The sequence below is a fragment of the Pseudomonas sp. NPDC089918 genome, assembly GCF_050280605.1.
Lineage (GTDB): Bacteria > Pseudomonadota > Gammaproteobacteria > Pseudomonadales > Pseudomonadaceae > Aquipseudomonas.
Genome location: NZ_JBNNVP010000030.1, coordinates 17315 through 37735 on the forward strand (window position 1 = coordinate 17315; position 20421 = coordinate 37735).

At 60.4% G+C, this 20421-nt stretch carries 20 protein-coding genes; 9 read left to right on the top strand and 11 right to left on the bottom strand.

Annotated elements, in window-relative coordinates; all coding sequences use genetic code 11:
- The first annotated feature begins 35 nt into the window (after nucleotides 1-35).
- Nucleotides 36-923 (top strand): lysophospholipid acyltransferase, encoded by an 888-nt coding sequence (locus tag ACQKPC_RS20390; protein WP_008007909.1) that lies wholly within the window; start codon nucleotides 36-38, stop codon nucleotides 921-923.
- 125 nt (nucleotides 924-1048) lie between these two features.
- Here the strand turns inward: ACQKPC_RS20390 and ACQKPC_RS20395 are convergent, their stop codons facing one another.
- The 5 genes from ACQKPC_RS20395 to def form a co-directional block, all read right to left on the bottom strand.
- Nucleotides 1049-1363 carry a tetratricopeptide repeat protein gene (locus ACQKPC_RS20395; RefSeq protein WP_008007911.1) on the bottom strand — a complete coding sequence of 105 codons (315 nt, stop codon included), beginning with the start codon at nucleotides 1361-1363 and terminating at the stop codon, nucleotides 1049-1051.
- A 130-nt stretch (nucleotides 1364-1493) separates the two neighbouring features.
- Nucleotides 1494-2867: a Trk system potassium transporter TrkA gene (gene trkA, locus ACQKPC_RS20400; protein ID WP_008076315.1), complete on the bottom strand. Its 1374-nt coding sequence runs from the start codon at nucleotides 2865-2867 to the stop codon at nucleotides 1494-1496.
- A gap of 22 nt (nucleotides 2868-2889) precedes the next feature.
- Nucleotides 2890-4200: a 16S rRNA (cytosine(967)-C(5))-methyltransferase RsmB gene (gene rsmB / locus ACQKPC_RS20405; protein ID WP_427626051.1), complete on the bottom strand. Its 1311-nt coding sequence runs from the start codon at nucleotides 4198-4200 to the stop codon at nucleotides 2890-2892.
- A complete protein-coding gene (gene fmt, locus ACQKPC_RS20410; RefSeq protein ID WP_427626052.1) occupies nucleotides 4197-5156 on the bottom strand; it encodes a methionyl-tRNA formyltransferase in 960 nt (319 codons plus the stop codon). Before fmt ends, rsmB begins: the two co-directional genes overlap by 4 nt.
- Before the next feature lie 71 nt (nucleotides 5157-5227).
- On the bottom strand, nucleotides 5228-5734 hold the full coding sequence (gene def / locus ACQKPC_RS20415; protein WP_007902944.1) for a peptide deformylase: 507 nt from the start codon (nucleotides 5732-5734) through the stop codon (nucleotides 5228-5230).
- Nucleotides 5735-5903: 169 nt separating this feature from the next.
- Between def and ACQKPC_RS20420 the strand changes: the two genes are divergently transcribed.
- The 3 genes from ACQKPC_RS20420 (at nucleotide 5904) to ACQKPC_RS20430 (ending at nucleotide 8722) form a co-directional block, all read left to right on the top strand.
- Entirely contained in the window at nucleotides 5904-6929 is a 1026-nt protein-coding gene (locus tag ACQKPC_RS20420; RefSeq protein WP_427626053.1) for a LysM peptidoglycan-binding domain-containing protein, read from the top strand.
- Nucleotides 6930-7009: 80 nt separating this feature from the next.
- A complete protein-coding gene (gene dprA / locus ACQKPC_RS20425; RefSeq protein ID WP_427626054.1) occupies nucleotides 7010-8110 on the top strand; it encodes a DNA-processing protein DprA in 1101 nt (366 codons plus the stop codon).
- Between the two features lie 54 nt (nucleotides 8111-8164).
- Nucleotides 8165-8722: an L-threonylcarbamoyladenylate synthase gene (locus ACQKPC_RS20430; RefSeq protein WP_008007923.1), complete on the top strand. Its 558-nt coding sequence runs from the start codon at nucleotides 8165-8167 to the stop codon at nucleotides 8720-8722.
- A 138-nt stretch (nucleotides 8723-8860) separates the two neighbouring features.
- On the opposite strand, the gene ACQKPC_RS20435 is transcribed toward ACQKPC_RS20430, so the two are convergent.
- A complete protein-coding gene (locus tag ACQKPC_RS20435; RefSeq protein ID WP_427626055.1) occupies nucleotides 8861-9838 on the bottom strand; it encodes an NADPH:quinone reductase in 978 nt (325 codons plus the stop codon).
- A gap of 174 nt (nucleotides 9839-10012) precedes the next feature.
- On the opposite strand from ACQKPC_RS20435, the gene hemF reads away from it, so the two are divergent.
- Nucleotides 10013-10927: an oxygen-dependent coproporphyrinogen oxidase gene (hemF, locus tag ACQKPC_RS20440; protein ID WP_008076302.1), complete on the top strand. Its 915-nt coding sequence runs from the start codon at nucleotides 10013-10015 to the stop codon at nucleotides 10925-10927.
- Nucleotides 10928-11008: 81 nt separating this feature from the next.
- Nucleotides 11009-11830, top strand: coding sequence for a shikimate dehydrogenase (gene aroE, locus ACQKPC_RS20445; RefSeq protein WP_427626056.1), 822 nt, complete (start codon nucleotides 11009-11011; stop codon nucleotides 11828-11830).
- Between the two features lie 127 nt (nucleotides 11831-11957).
- Here the strand turns inward: aroE and ACQKPC_RS20450 are convergent, their stop codons facing one another.
- From ACQKPC_RS20450 to betC, 3 genes are all read right to left on the bottom strand, one after another.
- Nucleotides 11958-13526, bottom strand: a complete 1569-nt coding sequence (locus ACQKPC_RS20450; protein WP_427626057.1) for a SulP family inorganic anion transporter — start codon at nucleotides 13524-13526, stop codon at nucleotides 11958-11960.
- 177 nt (nucleotides 13527-13703) lie between these two features.
- A complete protein-coding gene (gene choX, locus ACQKPC_RS20455; protein WP_427626058.1) occupies nucleotides 13704-14624 on the bottom strand; it encodes a choline ABC transporter substrate-binding protein in 921 nt (306 codons plus the stop codon).
- A gap of 16 nt (nucleotides 14625-14640) precedes the next feature.
- Complete coding sequence (betC, locus tag ACQKPC_RS20460; protein ID WP_427626059.1) at nucleotides 14641-16155, bottom strand: choline-sulfatase; 1515 nt, start codon at nucleotides 16153-16155, stop codon at nucleotides 14641-14643.
- Nucleotides 16156-16269: 114 nt separating this feature from the next.
- Here betC and ACQKPC_RS20465 point away from each other — a divergent pair, with 114 nt between their 5' ends.
- Nucleotides 16270-17220, top strand: coding sequence for a choline sulfate utilization transcriptional regulator (locus ACQKPC_RS20465; protein ID WP_427626060.1), 951 nt, complete (start codon nucleotides 16270-16272; stop codon nucleotides 17218-17220).
- Between the two features lie 70 nt (nucleotides 17221-17290).
- On the opposite strand, the gene ACQKPC_RS20470 is transcribed toward ACQKPC_RS20465, so the two are convergent.
- On the bottom strand, nucleotides 17291-17953 hold the full coding sequence (locus tag ACQKPC_RS20470; protein WP_427626061.1) for an NAD(P)-dependent oxidoreductase: 663 nt from the start codon (nucleotides 17951-17953) through the stop codon (nucleotides 17291-17293).
- A gap of 87 nt (nucleotides 17954-18040) precedes the next feature.
- Between ACQKPC_RS20470 and ACQKPC_RS20475 the strand changes: the two genes are divergently transcribed.
- A complete protein-coding gene (locus tag ACQKPC_RS20475; protein ID WP_427626062.1) occupies nucleotides 18041-18367 on the top strand; it encodes a DOPA 4,5-dioxygenase family protein in 327 nt (108 codons plus the stop codon).
- Here ACQKPC_RS20475 and ACQKPC_RS20480 read toward each other — a convergent pair whose 3' ends face one another.
- Complete coding sequence (locus ACQKPC_RS20480) at nucleotides 18368-18769, bottom strand: GFA family protein (protein ID WP_427626063.1); 402 nt, start codon at nucleotides 18767-18769, stop codon at nucleotides 18368-18370. It lies immediately after the preceding gene.
- A gap of 320 nt (nucleotides 18770-19089) precedes the next feature.
- Between ACQKPC_RS20480 and ACQKPC_RS20485 the strand changes: the two genes are divergently transcribed.
- Nucleotides 19090-20397: a CitMHS family transporter gene (locus tag ACQKPC_RS20485; protein ID WP_427626064.1), complete on the top strand. Its 1308-nt coding sequence runs from the start codon at nucleotides 19090-19092 to the stop codon at nucleotides 20395-20397.
- Nucleotides 20398-20421 lie beyond the last annotated feature (24 nt).

The following is a 20421-nucleotide window of genomic DNA, read 5'->3' on the forward strand; positions in this document are numbered from 1 at the left end:
CCGCCTCGCGCACAGCACAAGATCAGGAGTGACCTGTGGATAAGTTGAAAGGCGCCTTGCTGGTAGGCGCTCTGCGTCTGTTTGCCCTGCTTCCTTGGCGGGCAGTGCAGGCGGTGGGTTCAGCAATTGGCTGGATCATGTGGAAAACCCCCAACCGTTCCCGCGACGTGGTGCGGATCAACCTCGCCAAGTGCTTCCCGCAGATGGACCCGGCCGAACGCGAGCGTTTAGTCGGACAGAGCCTGAAAGACATCGGCAAGTCCCTGACCGAGAGCGCCTGCGCATGGATCTGGCCGGCCCAGCGTTCCATCGACCTGGTGCGCGAAGTCGAAGGTCTCGATGTGCTTAAAGACGCCCTCGCCTCCGGCAAAGGCGTGGTCGGTATCACCAGCCATCTGGGCAACTGGGAAGTGTTGAACCACTTCTATTGCAACCAGTGCAAACCGATCATTTTCTACCGTCCGCCCAAGCTCAAGGCGGTGGATGAGTTGCTGCGCAAGCAGCGGGTGCAATTGGGTAACCGAGTAGCCGCTTCCACCAAGGAAGGCATCCTCAGCGTGATCAAGGAAGTGCGCAAAGGGGGGGCAGTGGGCATTCCGGCTGACCCGGAACCGGCCGAATCCGCCGGGATCTTCGTGCCGTTCTTCGCCACTCAGGCCCTGACCAGTAAATTCGTGCCAAACATGCTGGCCGGCGGCAAAGCGGTCGGCGTGTTCCTGCATGCCCTGCGGCTACCGGACGGTTCGGGTTACAAAGTGATCCTCGAAGCCGCCCCGGAGGCTATGTACAGCACCGATACCGAAACCTCCTGCGCGGCGATGAGCCAAGTGGTCGAGCGCTATGTGCGGGCTTATCCGAGCCAGTACATGTGGAGCATGAAGCGCTTCAAGAAGCGTCCGCCAGGCGAAGAACGCTGGTACTGATGCTGCTGTGGATAATCCCCGGTAAAAATCAAAAGATCGCAAGCTCCTACAAAAGGCGCGGCGTACACCCAGTAGGAGCTGCCGCAGGCTGCGATCTTTTGATCTTTGGCCTGAGTTGCCTCTGATCAGTGCGCCTGACGCTCAAGCTTTTTCAAAAACACCGTCATTTCCTTCTCGGCCTGTTTGTCGCCATGGTTGCGGGCGGCTTCCAGGCCCTGTTCCCAGGCCTGACGTGCCGCCGCGTAATCCGCCAGCGCCAGATGGGCCTTGCCCAATAGCTTCCAGGCCGCCGAATACTTCGGATCGAACTCGACGCAGCGCTGGAAATGCTCTGCGGCCTTGGCATTTTCACCCAGATCCAGATAACCCTTGCCCAGGCCGAAGCGCAGCAGCGAGTTATCCACACCCTTGGCGAGCATTTTTTCCAGGGATTCGATCATGGTGCTTCCTCAGTCAGTGATCGTTCCCACGCTCCGCGTGGGAATGCAGCCCGGGACGCTCTGCGTCCCATTCAAAGCCGAACGCGGAGCGTCCGTTGAGGCATTCCCACGCAGAGCGTGGGAACGATCATCAGAAGAAGCTCAACCCCACATGAAACAGCTTCTCCACATCCCGAATATGCTTCTTATCCACAAGGAACAGAATCACATGGTCGCCAGCTTCGATCACTGTGTTGTCGTGGGCGATGATCACTTCTTCGTCGCGGATGATCGCGCCAATGGTGGTTCCTGGTGGCAGGCCGATGTTTTCAATGGCCTTGCCGATCACCTTGCTCGACTTCGAATCACCGTGGGCGATGGCCTCAATGGCTTCCGCCGCACCTCGACGCAATGAGTGCACGCTGACGATATCGCCGCGCCGCACGTGGGCCAGCAAGGTGCCGATGGTCGCCAATTGCGGGCTGATGGCGATGTCGATGTCGCCACCCTGGATCAGGTCGACGTAGGCCGGGTTGTTGATGATCGTCATCACCTTCTTCGCGCCCAGGCGCTTGGCCAGTAGCGACGACATGATGTTGGCTTCGTCGTCGTTGGTCAGCGCCAGGAAGATATCGGCGTCGGCGATGTTCTCCTCGATCAGCAGGTCGCGGTCGGAGGCACTGCCCTGCAACACCACGGTGCTGTCGAGGGTGTCCGAGAGATGGCGGCAGCGGGCCGGGTTCATCTCGATGATCTTCACCTGATAACGGCTTTCGATGGCCTCGGCCAAGCGCTCGCCAATCTGCCCGCCGCCAGCGATGACGATACGTTTGTAGCTCTCATCAAGGCGGCGCATTTCGCTCATCACCGCGCGAATGTTCGCTTTGGCGGCGATGAAAAATACTTCATCGTCGGCCTCGATCACCGTATCGCCCTGGGGCAGGATCGGCCGGTCACGACGGAAAATCGCCGCAACGCGGGTTTCGACGTTCGGCATGTGTTCACGCAACTGGCGCAATTGCTGACCCACCAACGGACCGCCGTAATAGGCTTTCACTGCCACCAGTTGCGCCTTGCCTTCGGCGAAGTCGATTACCTGCAACGCACCCGGATGCTGGATCAGGCGCTTGATGTAGTTGGTAACGACTTGCTCCGGACTGATCAGCACGTCGACCGGAATCGCTTCGTTATCGAACAGTTCGGCGCGGGTCAGGTACGCGGCTTCGCGGACCCGGGCGATCTTGGTCGGTGTGTGAAACAGAGTGTGAGCGACCTGACAGGCCACCATGTTGGTTTCGTCACTGTTGGTCACTGCAACCAACATGTCGGCGTCGTCGGCGCCGGCCTGACGCAGGATGGTCGGCAGCGAACCGCGACCCTGCACGGTGCGGATGTCCAGCCGATCGCCGAGGTCACGCAGGCGTTCGCCATCGGTGTCGACCACGGTGATGTCGTTGGCCTCGCTGGCCAAGTGTTCCGCCAGCGAACCGCCGACCTGCCCTGCGCCGAGGATGATGATTTTCATCCAGTCACTCCCTTAAAACCGGTTAACCGCGCGCGGCGGCAATCTTGATCAGCTTGGCGTAGTAGAACCCGTCGTGGCCGCCTTCCTGGGCCAGTAATTGGCGACCATGGGGCTGCTTGATGCCGGCCTGACTGGCGATGTCGAGTTCACGGGCACCCGGTGTGCGAGCGAGGAACGCTTCGATGACTTCGGTGTTCTCGGTTGGCAGCGTGGAGCAGGTGGCGTAAAGCAGAATGCCGCCCACTTCCAACGTTATCCACATGGCATCGAGTAGCTCGCCCTGAAGCACCGCCAGCGCGGCGATGTCATCGGGTTGGCGGGTCAGTTTGATGTCCGGGTGACGACGGATCACCCCGGTGGCCGAGCACGGCGCGTCCAGCAAAATGCGCTGGAACGGTTTGCCGTCCCACCAGGTCGCGGTGTCGCGGCCGTCGGCGGCGATCAGTTCGGCGCTCAGGCCCAGGCGTGCAAGGTTTTCCCGCACCCGCACCAGACGCTTGGCTTCCAGATCCACCGCCACCACGCCGGCCAGTTTGGGCTCGGCTTCAAGGATGTGGCAGGTCTTGCCGCCCGGTGCGCAGCAGGCGTCCAGCACCCGTTGGCCTGGCGCCAGGTCCAGCAGGTCGGCGGCCAGTTGCGCGGCTTCGTCCTGCACGCTGATCCAGCCTTCGGCGAAACCCGGGAGGCTGCGCACATCGGCGGCTGCGTCGAGGATGATGCCGTCCTGACTGTAAACGCAGGGCTTGGCAGCGATGCCAGTGTCAGTCAGCAACCCGAGATAAGCATCGCGGGTGTGATGGCGACGGTTGACCCGCAAAATCATCGGCGGGTGAGCGTTGTTCGCCGCGCAAATGGCTTCCCACTGCTCAGGCCAGAAGGCTTTGAGGGATTTTTGCAGCCAGCGCGGGTGAGCAGTGCGCACCACCGGGTCGTGTTCCAGCTCGGCCAGCAGCGCTTCGCTTTCCCGTTGGGCGCGGCGCAGTACGGCGTTGAGCAAGGCTTTGGCCCACGGCTTTTTCAGTTTGTCGGCGCAACCGACGGTTTCGCCGATGGCCGCGTGGGCCGGAACCCGGGTGTAGAGCAGTTGGTAGAGACCGACCAACAACAGCGCCTCGACATCGGCATCAGCTGCCTTGAACGGCTTTTGCAGCAACTTGGCCGCCAACGCCGACAAACGTGGCTGCCAGCGAGCCGTGCCGAACGCCAGGTCCTGGGTGAAGCCGCGATCGCGGTCTTCGACCTTGTCCATTTGCGTCGGCAGAGAACTGTTGAGTGAGGCTTTTCCGTTAAGAACAGCAGCAAGAGCCTTGGCGGCAGCCAGACGTGGATTCATTGAGCGTCCGCCGCTTGACCGAGAACGGTGCCGACGGCGAATTTCTCACGACGGCTGTTGAACAAGTCGCTGAAGTTCAGCGCCTTGCCGCCGGGCAATTGCAGACGGGTCAGGCACAGCGCCTGTTCACCGCAGGCGACGACCAAGCCGTCCTTGCTGGCACTGAGGATTTCACCCGGCGCGCCCTGCCCTTCGGCCAGGCTCGCAGCCAACACTTTCAGCGCTTCGCCGTTCAGCGTGCTGTGGGTGATCGGCCAAGGGTTGAAGGCGCGAACCAGACGCTCCAGCTCAACCGCCGGACGGCTCCAGTCAATGCGTGCTTCGTCCTTGTTCAATTTGTGTGCGTAGGTGGCGAGGCTGTCGTCCTGCACTTCGCCTTCCAGAGTGCCTGCAGCCAGGCCGGCAATCGCCTGCACCACGGCCGGTGGGCCCATCTCTGCGAGGCGATCATGGAGGCTGCCGCCGGTGTCTTCCGCGCTGATCGGCGTGGTGACTTTGAGCAACATCGGCCCGGTGTCGAGGCCCAGCTCCATGCGCATCACGGTCACGCCGCTTTCTCTGTCGCCCGCTTCGACGGCGCGCTGGATCGGCGCCGCACCGCGCCAGCGTGGCAACAATGAGGCGTGGCTGTTGATGCAACCCAGGCGCGGGATATCCAGCACCACTTGCGGCAGGATCAGGCCGTAGGCGACCACCACCAGCAAATCCGGTTTCAGTGCGGCCAGTTCAGCCTGAGCGTCTTCGTTGCGCAGGGTCGGTGGTTGCAACACCTGGATGTTGTGCTCCAGAGCCAACTGCTTGACCGGGCTCGGCATCAGCTTCTGCCCACGGCCTGCCGGACGGTCCGGTTGGGTGTAGACCGCAACGATCTCGTAAGGACTGTCGAGCAGAGCCTTGAGGTGTTCGGCGGCGAATTCCGGGGTACCGGCAAAGACAATGCGCAGTGGCTCAGTCATGGGAAGCTCTCAATTACAAAGCAGTCGCAAAAGAAAAAGGCTTGCCGCAGCAAGCCTTTGAAAGAAGGGCATCAAGCGTTCTGGCGATGGAGCTTTTCCAGTTTCTTCTTGATCCGGTCGCGTTTGAGCGTGGACAGGTAATCAACGAACAATTTGCCGTTGAGGTGGTCGCATTCATGCTGGATGCATACCGCAAGCAGGCCTTCGGCGATCAGTTCGTACGGTTGGCCGTCGCGGTCCTGGGCCTTGATCTTGACCTTTTGCGGGCGATCGACGTTTTCGTAGAAGCCCGGCACCGAGAGGCAGCCTTCCTGGTACTGGTCCACCTCGTCAGTCAGGACTTCGAACTCGGGGTTGATGAACACTCGCGGTTCGCTGCGGTCTTCGGAGAGGTCCATTACGACGATACGTTTGTGCACGTTGACCTGGGTCGCGGCGAGGCCGATGCCTGGCGCTTCATACATTGTTTCAAACATGTCATCGACCAACTGACGCACTTCGTCGTCCACTACAGCCACTGGTTTGGCGATAGTACGCAGGCGCGAGTCGGGGAATTCGAGGATGTCTAAAATGGCCATAAGCTCAATTGCTGCACGTGTGAGGTAAAGTCGGGTCGATGGCCTGGCGAGTCCGAGGATGCAGGCTACCGTTGTGAACGTAGCTTCCCGCTTTTCAATAATGAGCCGGAAGCGAGCCACGAGGGCTCTGGCGTTTCACGCGAACGTACATAATAAAGGGATTCACCGCATGAGGAAATCACTACTCGCCTTGCTCCTTCTGGCCTCGGCCGGTTTTGCGCATGGGCAAGTGCAACTCAGGGAAGGTTTTCCACAGCAATACACCGTGGTGGCAGGGGACACACTCTGGGACATTTCCGCCAAATACCTGCGTGAGCCATGGGAGTGGCCGCAGCTTTGGCAGGCCAATCCACAGATCGAAAACCCCAATCTCATCTATCCGGGCGATACGCTGTCGCTGGTCTACGTCAACGGTCAGCCACGCCTGACCCTCAATCGCGGCGCTTCCCGGGGCACCATCAAGCTTTCGCCACGAATCCGCAGCTCGCCGGTGGCCGATGCCATTCCGAGCATCCCGCTGAAATCGATCAACAGCTTTCTGCTGAGCAATCGCATCGTCGACAAGGCGGAGGATTTCGACAGGGCGCCCTACATCGTCGCCGGCGATGCCGAACGGGTGCTCAGTGGCACCGGTGATCGAATTTTCGCGCGTGGCCATTTCGACCCGGCACAACCGGTGTACGGCATCTTCCGTCAGGGCAAGGTCTACACCGATCCGCAGAGCAAGGAGTTTCTGGGGATCAACGCCGACGACATCGGTGGCGGCGAGATCATTGCCACTGAAGGCGACGTCGCCACCCTGGCCCTGCAACGCACCACTCAGGAAGTGCGACTCGGCGACCGCTTGTTCGGCGGCGAAGAACGCTCGATCAATTCGACCTTCATGCCCAGTGCCCCGACAACCGAAATCAACGGCTTGATTATTGATGTGCCGCGTGGGGTCACCCAGATCGGCGCGCTGGATGTCGTCACGCTGAACAAAGGGCAGCGCGATGGCCTGGCCGAAGGCAATGTGCTGGTGGTGATGAAAACCGGTGAAACCGTGCGTGACCGGATTACCGGTCAGCCATTGAAAATTCCCGACGAGCGGGCCGGGCTGCTGATGGTATTCCGCACCTACGACAAGCTCAGCTACGGGCTGGTCCTTAACGCATCGCGCTCCCTGGCGGTGATGGACAAGGTGCGAAATCCTTAAGCCTGCTAACAAGTTACCAACAGAGTTATCCACAGCTTATTCCCGATTCGACGGGACTATATAACGATCAAGGATGATCCATGTCGCTGTCTGCCTGTACGTCCATTTCCCCTGCGGAACTGGAAGCTCGTTTACGCCTGCACCGTTTGCCGGGACTCGGTCCTGCGCGTTTCAAGAAGTTGCTAGAGGCCTTCGGCTCTGCCTCCAAAGCCATCAGCGCACCGGCTAGCGCCTGGCGTGCATTGGGCCTGCCACTCGCCTGCGCGGAAGCCCGGCGCTCCAGCGAAATTCGTGACGGCGCCAGTCACGCATTAGCCTGGTTAGAGCGCCCGGGCCAGCATTTACTGATGTGGGACCAACCTGACTACCCCGCGTTGCTGGCGCAAATAAGTGATGCGCCGCCGCTGTTATTCGCCGCAGGCGATCCGGGAATACTGGAAAAACCACAGCTGGCGATGGTCGGCAGCCGTCGTGCTTCGCGACCGGGCATGGACACCGCCGCCGCGTTTTCCCGCACGCTGGCCGGCGCCGGTTTTGTCATCACCAGCGGTCTGGCCCTGGGCATCGATGCTGCGGCGCATCAGGCGGCTCTGGATGTTGGCGGGCAAACGGTCGGCGTACTTGGCACGGGGCTGGAAAATTTTTATCCACAGCGAAATCGGCGACTGGCGGACACCATGATCGCCTCGGGAAGCGCGGTCCTTTCGGAGTTCCCGCTGGACGCCGGCCCTTCCCCCAGCAACTTCCCCCGGCGCAATCGAATCATCAGCGGTTTGTCCCTCGGCGTGCTCGTGGTCGAGGCGAGTGTTGCCAGTGGTTCGTTGATCACTGCCAGGCTGGCGGCGGAACAGGGGCGTGAGGTGTATGCGATTCCAGGATCGATCCATCACCCTGGGGCAAAGGGTTGCCATCAGCTGATCCGCGACGGTGCGGTGCTGGTGGAGACCATAGAACACATCCTCGAAGCCTTGCGCGGCTGGCAACGGCTGCCGTTATCCACAGAAACACCGACAGAAACTCACCCGCTGCTCATATTGCTCCATGCAGCGCCCCACACCAGTGAAGCCTTGGCGGTCACCAGTGGCTGGGCGTTGTCAAAAGTGCTGGCAGCGCTGACGGAACTGGAAATGGACGGCCGGGCGGTCTGCGAAAGCGGCCGATGGTTTGCGCGGGTAAACTAGGTTTTATAAGCAAGATCGGTAAACTGCGCAGAGTCTTATTCCGGAGAGTCTTTCATGGTCAACAGTTGGCGTGTGCAACAAGCCGCACGAGCCATTCGCGCAGGCGCGGTGATTGCCTACCCAACCGAAGCGGTCTGGGGCCTGGGTTGCGACCCATGGGACGAAGAGGCGGTCTATCGTCTGCTGGCGATCAAGGGGCGGTCGGTGGAAAAAGGGTTGATTCTGGTGGCCGACAATATTCGCCAGTTCGACTTCCTCTTCGAAGACTTCCCTGAATTGTGGATGGACCGCATGGCCAGCACTTGGCCGGGCCCGAACACCTGGCTGGTGCCGCATCAGAATATGTTGCCCCAGTGGATTACCGGTGTGCATGAAACGGTGGCGTTGCGGGTTAGCGATCACCCATTGGTGCGGGATTTGTGTGCGTTGGTCGGGCCGTTGGTTTCAACCTCGGCCAACCCTCAGGGACGACCGGCGGCGCGGACGCGGATTCGCGTGGAGCAGTATTTCCGCGGGCAGGTTGATTGGGTGCTGGGTGGCAATCTGGGTGGGCGCAAGAATCCGAGCGTGATTCGCGATCTGGCGACCGGCCACGTGGTGCGCCCGGATTAATGTGGCGAGGGGGCTTGCCCCCGTTCGGGTGCGAAGCACCCGCCAATGAGCGCTGTGTTCTAGCTGACAGACCGCATTATCACGTTGGGGACTGCTACGCAGTCCAACGGGGGCAAGCCCCCTCGCCACAGTCTGGTGTCAAGGCAATAGAATCGTCGAGCCAGTCGTACGCCGCGCCGACAATTCGATCTGCGCTTTGGCCGCTTCAGCCAATGGATACCGCTGGCTGATGTCCACCGTAAGCTTCCCGCTGATGATCATCTCGAACAGCTCATCGGCCATGCTTTGCAGGTTTTCAGCGTTGTTGGCGTAGGTCGCCAGGGTCGGCCGGGTCACGTACAGCGAACCCTTCCCCGCGAGAATCCCCAGGTTCACTCCGTCTACTGCGCCCGAAGCATTACCGAAACTCACCACCAGCCCCCGAGGCGCGACGCTGTCGAGCGACGTCAGCCAGGTATCTTTGCCTACGCCGTCGTACACCACCGGCACTTTTTTACCGTCAGTCAATTCCAGCACGCGTTGTGCGACGTTTTCATGGCTGTAATCGATGGTCGCCCAGGCACCATTGGCTTTCGCCAGGGTGGCTTTCTCTGCTGAACTGACCGTGCCAATCAGCTTCACGCCCAAGGCCTTGGCCCATTGGCAGGCCAGGGAACCGACGCCCCCCGCCGCTGCGTGAAACAGGATGGTTTCGCCACCCTTGAGTTCATATGTCTGACGCAGCAGGTACTGCACGGTCAGGCCTTTGAGCATCACGCCGGCGGCTTGTTCGAAGCTGATGGCATCTGGCAGATGCACCAGATTGGCTTCCGGCAATACATGAACGTCGCTATAAGCGCCCAATGGCCCACTGCCGTACGCCACGCGATTGCCAATTTTGAAGCGGGTGACTTCGCTGCCGACTGCTTCGACCACGCCCGCGCCTTCAGCGCCCAGGCCTGACGGCAAGGCGGGTGGCGCATAGAGGCCACCGCGGTAATAGGTGTCAATGAAGTTCAGGCCGATAGCCTTGTTGGTCACGCGCACCTGCAGCGGGCCGGGTTCGGCGGGCTGGTAATCGACATGCTCAAGCACTTCGGGACCGCCATGGGCGCGGAACTGGATACGCTTTGCCATCTGCACTTTCCTTAAGTATTAGCTTCTAGAGTTGTAGCGCCAAGCGCCCTATCGGACTCTTAAAGCTTGACCTTCGTCAACTGCGACGGCACAAGGTGCAGTGTTATCCTACGCAGCAATTTGCCGCCGGCCTGTATGAGCGCCGCGTAGCTTTGCCCGATTCAAGGTGATGCCATGACTACCCGCACCGAGGCCGTAAAAGCCTACCTGCTCGACCTGCAAGACCGCATTTGCGCTGCCTTGGAAGCTGAAGACGGCGGAGCGCATTTCGTCGAAGACGCCTGGACCCGCCCTGCCGGCGGTGGCGGTCGCACCCGGGTGATCGAAAACGGTGCGGTCATCGAAAAGGGCGGCGTCAACTTTTCCCACGTCTTTGGCAGTGGACTCCCACCCTCCGCCAGCGCTCATCGGCCAGAACTGGCCGGCCGAGGCTTCGAAGCCCTGGGCGTGTCTTTGGTGATTCACCCGCACAATCCCCATGTACCGACGTCCCACGCCAATGTGCGCTTTTTCATCGCTGAAAAAGAAGGTGAAGAGCCGGTCTGGTGGTTCGGTGGCGGCTTCGACCTGACCCCTTATTACGGTAATGAGGAGGACTGTGTGCACTGGCACCGCGTCGCCGAACAGGCCTGCGCGCCGTTCGGGCCAGACGTCTACCCGCGCTACAAAGCCTGGTGCGACAGTTACTTCCACATCAAGCATCGCCACGAGCCGCGTGGCATCGGCGGCCTGTTTTTCGATGACTTGAACGAGTGGGACTTCGACACCAGCTTCGCCTTCATGCGCGCCATCGGCGATGCGTTTATCGACGCTTACCTGCCAATCGTGCAGCGCCGCAAGAACGATGCGTTCACGGCCAAACAGCGTGAATTCCAGGAGTTTCGCCGTGGTCGTTACGTCGAGTTCAACCTGGTCTATGACCGCGGCACGCTGTTCGGCCTGCAATCGGGCGGGCGTACCGAGTCGATCCTGATGTCGCTGCCACCGCAAGTGCGCTGGGCCTACGACTGGAAAGCCGAGCCGGGCAGCGAAGAAGCGCGCCTGACCGAGTACTTCCTGCAAGACCGCGATTGGTTGGCCAAGGCCTGATTCCAGGGTTTGAGTTTTTGCATCGTCGGGGCTGCAGTCAAGATCGCAGCCTTCGGCAGCTTCTACGGTTGAGGAATGTAGATGGATCGTTACGTCGTATTCGGTAATCCGATTGGCCACAGCAAGTCGCCGCTGATCCACCGTCTGTTCGCCGAGCAGACGGGGCAAAAACTGGACTACAGCACCTTGCTGGCGCCCCTCGATGATTTTTCCGGCTGTGCCCAGGCATTTTTCCGTGAAGGGCGTGGGGCGAATGTGACGGTGCCGTTCAAGGAAGACGCCTATCGTTTGGCGAACAGCTTGACCAAGCGAGCGCAGCGGGCCGGCGCGGTGAATACCCTGAGCAAACTGGCCGATGGCAGCCTGCTGGGCGACAACACCGATGGCGCCGGGCTGGTACGGGACCTGACGGTCAATGCCGGTTTCAGTCTCAAGGGCAAACGCATTCTGCTGCTCGGGGCCGGCGGTGCGGTGCGCGGGGCGCTGGAGCCGTTGCTGGCGGAGCAACCGGCGTCAGTGATCATCGCCAACCGCACGGTGGAAAAAGCCGAATTGCTGGCCGAATTGTTCGCGGATCTGGGGCCGGTATCGGCCAGTGGTTTCGATTGGTTGCAGGAGCCGGTGGACCTGATCATCAACGCTACGTCGGCGAGCCTGTCAGGCGATGTACCGCCGATTGCCAGCAGCTTGATCGAGCCGGGCAAGACGGTTTGCTACGACATGATGTACGGCAAGGACCCGACCTCCTTCTGCCGCTGGGCCAGCGAGCACGGCGCGGCGGTGGCGATGGATGGCTTGGGAATGTTGGCCGAGCAGGCGGCGGAAGCTTTCTTCCTGTGGCGCGGTGTGCGCCCGGATACAGCGCCAGTGCTGGCCGAACTCCGACGGCAATTGGCCGCTTAGTTCTCTGTGGCGAGGGAGCTTGCTCCCGTTGGGTTGCGAAGCGACCCTGAAATCTGCGGGCGCTTCGCACCCCAACGGGGGCAAGCCCCCTCGCCACAGGGCGGTGTTTATTCCAGGGTTGGGTGTTTCAATCCTCGAAGCGGATCGGGCATTTCTCCGCGCCTTCGAGCTTTCTCAATTCCTCCACCACCTGCGGTCGTGCCCGCCGCAGGGTCAGGCTGCGATCCTGGCGCAGCAGCCGTCGCGCTTCCTGGTGCAGCATTTCCACGCCCGAATAGTCGATGAAGTTGATCTGCTGCGCCTCGATCACTACCCGCGCGCCGTGCATCCGTTGCAAACGCACTTGCAGGTAATGGCTGGCGCCGAAAAAGATCGAACCGCCGACTCGCAGAATGTCTTCGTCGCCCTCACGCCAATGCTGCACCCGAGGTTGCGAAGTGCGTTTGAGGTAAAAGAACAACGACGCCAGCACTCCGGCGTAGATCGCCGTTTGCAACTCCAGCAACAGCGTCGCGACACAGGTCAGCGCCATGACCAGAAACTCGGCACGGCTGACCCGCAACAACGCGCGAATGCCGCGATGGTCGACCAATCCCCAAGCGATCAACAAAATGCTGCCGGCCATGGCCGGGATCGGAATGTGCGCGATCAATACCGCACCGAAGATAGCGAATAAGGCCACCCACACCGCGGAAAAGACCCCCGCCAACGGTGAGCAGGCACCGGCGTCATAGCTCAGGGCCGAGCGGGTGAAGGAACCGGCTGACAGCGACCCGGAAAAAAACGCACCGACCATGTTCGAAAAACCCTGCGCGCGGACTTCTTGATTGGCGTCGAGCAACTGTTGCGAACGCGCCGACAAGGAGCGGGCAATCGACAGGCTCGTCACCAGCCCGAGCATGCCGACCGCCACCGCGCTGGGCAGCAGGCGCAACACCAGATCCAGATCCAGCGGCAACGGGCTGAAGGGCGGCAGCCGTCCGACAAAGGCGCTCACCAACTGCACATGGCCGAACATCGCTGGCCACAGCCACACCAGCAATCCGCTCAAGGCCAGAGCGATCAACAACGTCGGCCAGCGCGGCACCAGCAGTTTCAGCGCGATGCCCACCCCGACCGTGGCCAGACCCAGTACCAGCGAGGGTTTGTCCACCTCACTGAGATGACTGAACAACAGCAGCAGGCTGTTCAGCGCCGTGGCCTGGTTGGGCACATCCAGCCCAAGCAAGTTCGGCAGTTGCCCAATGGCAATCACCACCGCTGCGCCGAGGGTGAAGCCCAGCACCACCGAGTGAGAGACGAAATTCACCAAGGCGCCGAAACGCAGCAAACCCAGGAGCCACTGGAATATGCCCGCCAGGAGTGTCAGAAGCAGGATCAGCGTGACGTAGTCCTGCGACGCAGGGACGGCCAGAGGACTGACGCTGGCGTACAGGACGATGGAAATGGCCGCCGTAGGACCGCAGATCAAATGCCACGACGAACCCCAGAGGCAGGCGATCAGCACCGGGATAATCGCGGCGTACAACCCGTATTCCGGTGGGAGACCGGCGATCAGGGCGTAGGCAATGGATTGTGGCAACGCGAGAATCGCACCGCTCAGGCCGACGATCAGGTCACGACCGACGCTGGCGCGGGTTTGCCGGGGCAACCAGGTCAGGAAGGGGAAGAGTGAGTGGCGGCTGGGGAAGGCCATGGGTCCTCTCGGGCGGGGTTTTGCGCAAGGGTAGCAGGACGAGACACCGATCGCTGATCGTTCCCACGCTCCGCGTGGGAATGCCGCCATGGACGCTCCGCGTCCGCTTCTGAATGTGACGCGGAGCGTCACGGGATGCATTCCCACGCGGAGCGTGGGAACGATCGGCGCAGGGAGTTACAGCTTCGCTTTCACAGCCGGCAATGCATCCTTCCCGTCCACGGTCTTCACACCGTCCAGCCACTTATCCAGCACCGCCGGGTTGGCCTTGATCCACGCCTTGGCCGCCTCGGCGTTGCTGACCTTTTTGTTCACCACTTCGGCCATGATGCTGTTCTCCATTTCCTGGGTAAAACTCAGGTTGGCGAGCAGCTTGCCGACGTTCGGGCAGGCCTGTGCATAACCTTTGCGGGTCAGTGTATAAACGCTGCCGGTGTCGCCGAAGTACTTCTCGCCGCCCTTCAGGTAATGCATTTTCAGCTGCACGTTCATCGGGTGTGGCGTCCAGCCGAGGAAGGTCACGAATTTCTGTTTCTTCACCGCGCGAGACACTTCGGCCAGCATCGCCTGCTCGCTGGATTCGACCAGCTTCCACTGACCCATATCGAAGTCGTTCTTCTTGATGATCTCCTGCAGCGAAATGTTCGCCGGGGCGCCTGAGCCGATGCCATAGATCTTCTTGTCAAACTTGTCGGCGTACTTATTCAAGTCATTAAAGTTATGCACACCCGCGTCCCAAACGTAATCCGGGACCGCCAGCGTGAACTCGGTGCCGTCGAGGTTCTTCGCCAGTTGAGTAACGTCGCCATTGGCCACGAACTTGTCGTAGAAGCCCTGCTGCGCCGGCATCCAGTTACCCAAAAACACGTCCACCTGGCCATCCTTCAGGCCGCCGAAGGTGATTGGCACCGCCAGCGTGTCGACCTTGGCCTTGTAGCCCATGCCGTCCAGCAGAAACCCGGTGATGGCGTTGGTTGCAGCGATGTCGCTCCAGCCAGGGTCGGCCATTTTCACCGTCTCGCAGCTTTGCTCGGCGTAGGCCGAGGCACTGCCCAGAGCCAGAAGCCCGACCGTCAGTACTGTGGATAACCTTTGCATGGACTTCCCCTTAACGTTATTGGTTTTGGCAGGGTTGTGGATAACGTGCTTTACGTTCCAGATCGTCGAGGTCGATGTGGTTGCGCATGTACTGCTGACTGGCGTCCACCAGAGGCTGGTGATCCCAGCTCTTCAGCTTGCCGATGGTCAGGGCGTCGGCGACGAAACGCCGGCGTCGCTGACTGGCGAGCACCTGTTGGTGGATCGACGGGATATCCCATTTGGCGCGCGCTTCGGCGATAAACTCATCGAAAAGCTGCCGATATTGCGGCGATTGGCTGAGTTCTTCCTGTTCCTTCGGGTCGTTATGTACATCGAAGAGTAGGCAAGGGTCGTCTTCGCTGTAGATGAATTTGTAGGCGCCACGGCGAATCATCATCAACGGGCTGATGGTGCCTTCGGCCATGTACTCACCAAACACTTCGTCGTGACCGCCCTGCCCTTGCAGATGCGAAACCAGAGAGCGGCCGTCCAACGGCAGACCAGGCTCCAGTGAGCCGCCGGCCATTTCCACAAACGTCGGCAGCAGGTCGGCAGTGGACACCGCTGCGCTGACCCGCCCAGCCCCGAATTGCCCCGGTGCACTGATCAACAGCGGTACACGGGCAGCCATTTCGTACCAGTGCATTTTGTACCAGAGGCCGCGCTCGCCGAGCATGTCGCCGTGGTCACCGGAGAATACGATGATGGTGTCATCGATCAGCCCGGTTTCCTCGAGTGTTTGCAGAAGTTTGCCGACGTTGCTGTCGATATAGCTGCACGCACCGAAGTAGGCGCGGCGCGCGTCGCGAATCTTATCCACAGGCAGCGGCTTGTCCCACAGGTCATAGACCTTGAGCAAACGCTGGGAGTGAGGATCGAGTCCGGTTTGGGCCGGGGTTTCCGGTAAAGGGATGTCGGCGTCGTCGTACAGATCCCAAAAAGCTTTGGGAATCGTGTACGGATCGTGTGGGTGAGTCATCGACACGGTCAGACAAAACGGCTGATCGCCCTCCTCGCGGATGTGGTCGAACAGGTATTGCTGGGCCTTGAATACAACCTCTTCGTCGAAATCCAGCTGATTGGTGCGCACGCACGGCCCGGCTTGCAGGACCGACGACATGTTGTGATACCAGGTTGGACGCACATCCGGCTCATCCCAGTTCACCGACCAACCGTAATCGGCCGGGTAGATGTCGCTGGTCAGGCGTTCTTCGTAGCCGTGCAACTGATCTGGGCCGCAGAAATGCATCTTGCCCGACAGCGCGGTGCGATAACCAAGGCGCCGCAGGTAGTGGGCATAGGTCGGAACATCGGCGGGGAAGTCGGCCGCGTTATCGTAGGCGCCGATCTTGCTCGGCAGCTGACCACTGACCAGAGTAAAACGCGACGGCGCGCAAAGAGGGCTATTGCAATAAGCGGCGTCGAACACCACGCCTTCGGCGGCGAGGCGGCTGAGATTCGGCAGTTTGATCGGCGAAGGGCCGTAGAACGGCAACATTGGCGCGGCCATTTGATCGGCCATGATGAAAAGAATATTTTTGCGCTTCATGTGATCGCGGCATTCCATAGTGGATATTTATGCGAGAGTGCTGTGATCGAGCATGGAGTCCATAATCTTTGTGGTAAAGCCCATGCCAGGCAATGACTAGGATAAGCACAGCTTATGTATGACGCCCTCGGTGATTTGTCCCTGGACCTGCTGCGTGCCTTTGAAGCCGCAGCCCGGCAGCGCAGCTTCACCGCCGCCGCGGTGGAACTCGGCACCACGCAACCGGCCATCAGTCAGCAGATCAAGCGATTGGAAGAACAGCTCGCTACACGGTTGTTCGATCGTATCTATCGCGGTATTGAGCTGACTGAGGCCGGCACCATTCTGTTCGAGCAAGTTCAGCTCGGTTTGCAGAATATCGAAGCAGGATTGAGCGCAATCAGCGCACAGCAACAGCACGAAGTGTTGCAAGTGGCCACTGACTTTGCCTTCGCCGCGTACTGGCTGATGCCGCGTCTGCACCGCTTCCATACCGCCAACCCTCAAGTGGACGTCAGCCTGGTTACCAGCGAACGCAGCCACAACATGCTGCGTACCGATATTGATGTGGCGGTGCTGTTCGGCGATGGCCGGTTCAAGCAGGGTGAGAGCCACTGGCTGTTCAGCGAAGAGGTGTTTCCGGTGTGCAGCCCGCTGCTATTGAAGGACCGTGCCCTGCCCTTGCCGGCCCAGTCATTGCTGGAGTTTCCGTTGTTGCACCTGCGAGGCGAACACAGCAGTAACTGGTTCGACTGGAGCGGCGTGTTTCGCGAGCTGGGGATCACATCGGCCCCGGCTCCGGGGCAACTGCGCTTCGACAATTACACCTTGCTGATTCAGGCGGCGATTGGCGGCCAGGGCGTTGCGATCGGTTGGCGGCACCTTGTGGATAACTTGCTGGCGCAAGGTCTGTTGTGTCGCCCGATTGCCGACACGGTGATTTCCAGGCTGGGGTATTACGTGGTCCTGCCCCAGCGCAAACGACGTGGGGCGTTGATTCAGCTGTTTGTGGATTGGTTGATGGCGGAACAGGCCTGCAGTGCGCAATCGCTCAATGGTCTTCCTTTACCTTCGATTGCGGTGTGAGTGCGAAAAGATCGCAGCCTTCGGCAGCTCCTACGCGCCTGTGGGCGCTGCCGAAGGCTGCGGTCTTTTACTATTCCGAAGTCCCAACAAAACTCACATGCTCACCCACATGCAGGTTCAGGTGTAGCTCATCGGCAATCCCTACGGCTACCCTGTTCAGCCGTTCCAGCGCTGCGGCCAGACCAGGTTCCAGGCTACTGCTGACGTGGCTGAAATGCTCGATGGTCAGCCCGGGCACGCGGCGTGGTGCATTCACCAAGGTCCAGCGCAACGAGCTGCTTTGTAGAGACTCGCGGATTTCTTCGGCGGCGTGGCGTTGCAACGGGTCTTCTATTTCCGGGTCGTCCAGCACCTCGAAATCGCCCACCACAAACAGCCGGGCAATGCCTGCGGCCTGCATGCCGTCGATCAGTGCATCCACCGCCAGCACCTCCTCGACCGGGCCGGGCACGATGGATTTTTCGATGTGTTCACTGTTCATCGGCAACCCTGGCGCATCGAGCAGGCAGATCACCGCCGAACAGCCGGCCACGCTCTGCTTGACCCGCTTGGCATCGAACAGATCGCCGGTCTTGGTACGCAAACCCGGGCGCGGCGCGAGCGCGTTCAGGTCATCGAGAATCGCGATCACTTCATGCTGGCGTCGCAGCATTTCAGCCATCAGCGCACTGCCCAGGCTACTCATGGCACCATAAAGCACCACCTTCACCACTGGGGTTTCGGCATTTTTCATGGATGTGCTCCGTACTTGCTGCCTATATAGCGTGTGACCTGCGGGAAGCGGGGTGGGTTCGACAAGTAGTTTTAGAGGGGGGTTGAGATGCAACAGATCAAGGGTTACCACGCCCATGTCTACTTCGATGCCAGCACCCTGCCACAGGCTCGGGCCTTGTGTGAGCAGGCAGCGCAATTGTTTCCACTGAAGATGGGGCGCGTGCACGAGCGCCCGGTCGGCCCGCACCCGGACTGGAGCTGCCAATTGGCTTTCGAGCCGCAATACATTGGCGAGGTGTTGCCGTGGCTGGCGCTCAACCGCAAGGGTTTGGTGGTCTTCCTGCACCCGGACACGGGCGACGATCTGCTCGACCACACCGAACATGCGATCTGGATGGGCGCGATCCGGCCGCTGAACTTGTCTATTTTCTAATCAGAGTTGTTCTTGGGCCTCACCGGGCAAGTGCTCGTCCAGATGCAGCCACGGCAAACGGCTGTCGGTCCAGATATGCCGCTCGGCCGGGGCTTGTTCGGGATGGTCAAGGGTGGCGATGGTCACGTCGATGCTCTCGGGGCTGAGCTTCGTCACCAAGGCCAGTTGTGCCCCACAATTGCGGCAGAAATACCGCACGCAGGTGGACGAAGACTCATACCGGGACGGCGTACCCGCCATCCATTCAAATGCTGAGGCGGGCACGGTGATCCAGGTGGTCACGATTCCACCGCTGACCCGCCGGCAAATTGAGCAATGGCAGTGCGCGATATCGTGCAATGGCCCGCTGAATTGATAGCGCATTTGTCCGCAGTGGCAGCCGCCGGTGTGAAGTTTGCCCATGTCTTTTGCTCCTGACCCCGTGTTTACGGACTCTCAACCCGGCCGACGACCGGTCGTACATTCGGTCAATGCTTTCACTCGCGAAAGCTGGCTGAAAGCTTCCCCGATTAGGATCGCCCTCACTGCCGGCAACAGACCGGTTGGCCAATGCGAGTGTTTTATCGCCCGCCCGGTCCATTAAACAACAACAATGGTGATTCTGATGTCCGCTACTACCCGCCTCTTCGCTGTCACTCCGCCCGTACGTCTCGTGCTTCCCGTTCTGCGCTGACCCCATCCGGTTCGCCATTCCCTAGCCGCGCTACGCCTGGAGTATTCCTATGCTGACTTTCCTTGGCTTCGCCATGGTCATCACGTTCATGTTCCTGATCATGACCAAGCGCCTGTCCGCGCTGATCGCTCTGATCATCATCCCGATTATCTTCGCCCTGTTCGGCGGTTTCTCGCCGAAGATCGGTCCGATGATGCTTGAAGGCATCACCAAGCTCGCGCCGACCGGCGTGATGCTGATGTTCGCCATTCTCTACTTCGCCCTGATGATCGACTCCGGTCTGTTCGACCCGGCCGTGCGCAAGATCCTCAAACTGGTCAAGGGCGACCCGCTGAAAGTTTCGGTCGGTACCGCCGTACTGGCGCTGATCGTGTCCATGGACGGTGACGGCGCGACCACTTACATGATCTGCGTAGCCGCCATGCTGCCGCTCTACAGCCGCATCGGCATGAGCCCGCGGATCATGGCCGGTCTGATCATCCTCGCCGGCGGCGTGATGAACATGACCCCTTGGGGCGGCCCGACGGCTCGTGCGGCCAGTGCGCTGCATGTCGATCCGTCCGACATCTTTGTGCCAATGATTCCAGCAATGCTGGCCGGCGTGGTGGCTATCCTGGCGATTGCCTACTTCTACGGTAAACGCGAGCGTGCGCGTCTGGGTGAACTGCACCTGGTCGGTGATGAAGTCGATCACAGCGAAATCAGCGTTTCGCAGTTCCCGGATGCCCGTCGTCCAAAGCTGATCTGGTTCAACGGCGCCTTGACCCTGGGGCTGATGTGCACGCTGGTCGCCGGCCTGTTGCCGCTGCCAGTGCTGTTCATGGTGGCGTTCAGTATCGCGATGATCGTCAACTACCCTTGCCTGCAAATGCAGAAGGATCGCGTTGCGGCCCACGCCGGTAGCGTGCTGGCGGTGGTCGGGTTGATCTTTGCCGCGGGTATCTTCACCGGTATCCTGTCGGGCACCGGCATGGTCGATGCCATGTCGAAAAGCCTGCTGGCGGTTATCCCCGATTTCCTCGGCCCGTACCTGGCTGTGATTACCGCGCTGGTAAGCATGCCGTTCACGTTCTTCATGTCGAACGATGCATTTTATTATGGCGTGTTACCGGTACTTGCCGAAGCCGCCAGTCATTACGGTATAACCGCGGTGGAAATGGCACGTGCCTCGATCGTCGGTCAGCCCGTCCACTTGCTGAGCCCGCTGGTACCATCGACTTACCTGTTGGTGGCCCTGGCCGGTATCGAATTCGGTGATCATCAGCGGTTCACCTTGAAGTGGGCAGTGCTGGTTTGCCTGTGCATACTGGTCGCTGCATTGCTGATGGGGATTTTCCCGCTGTTCAGCACTCTATAAGCCCAAGACTCACCATGACGGGTC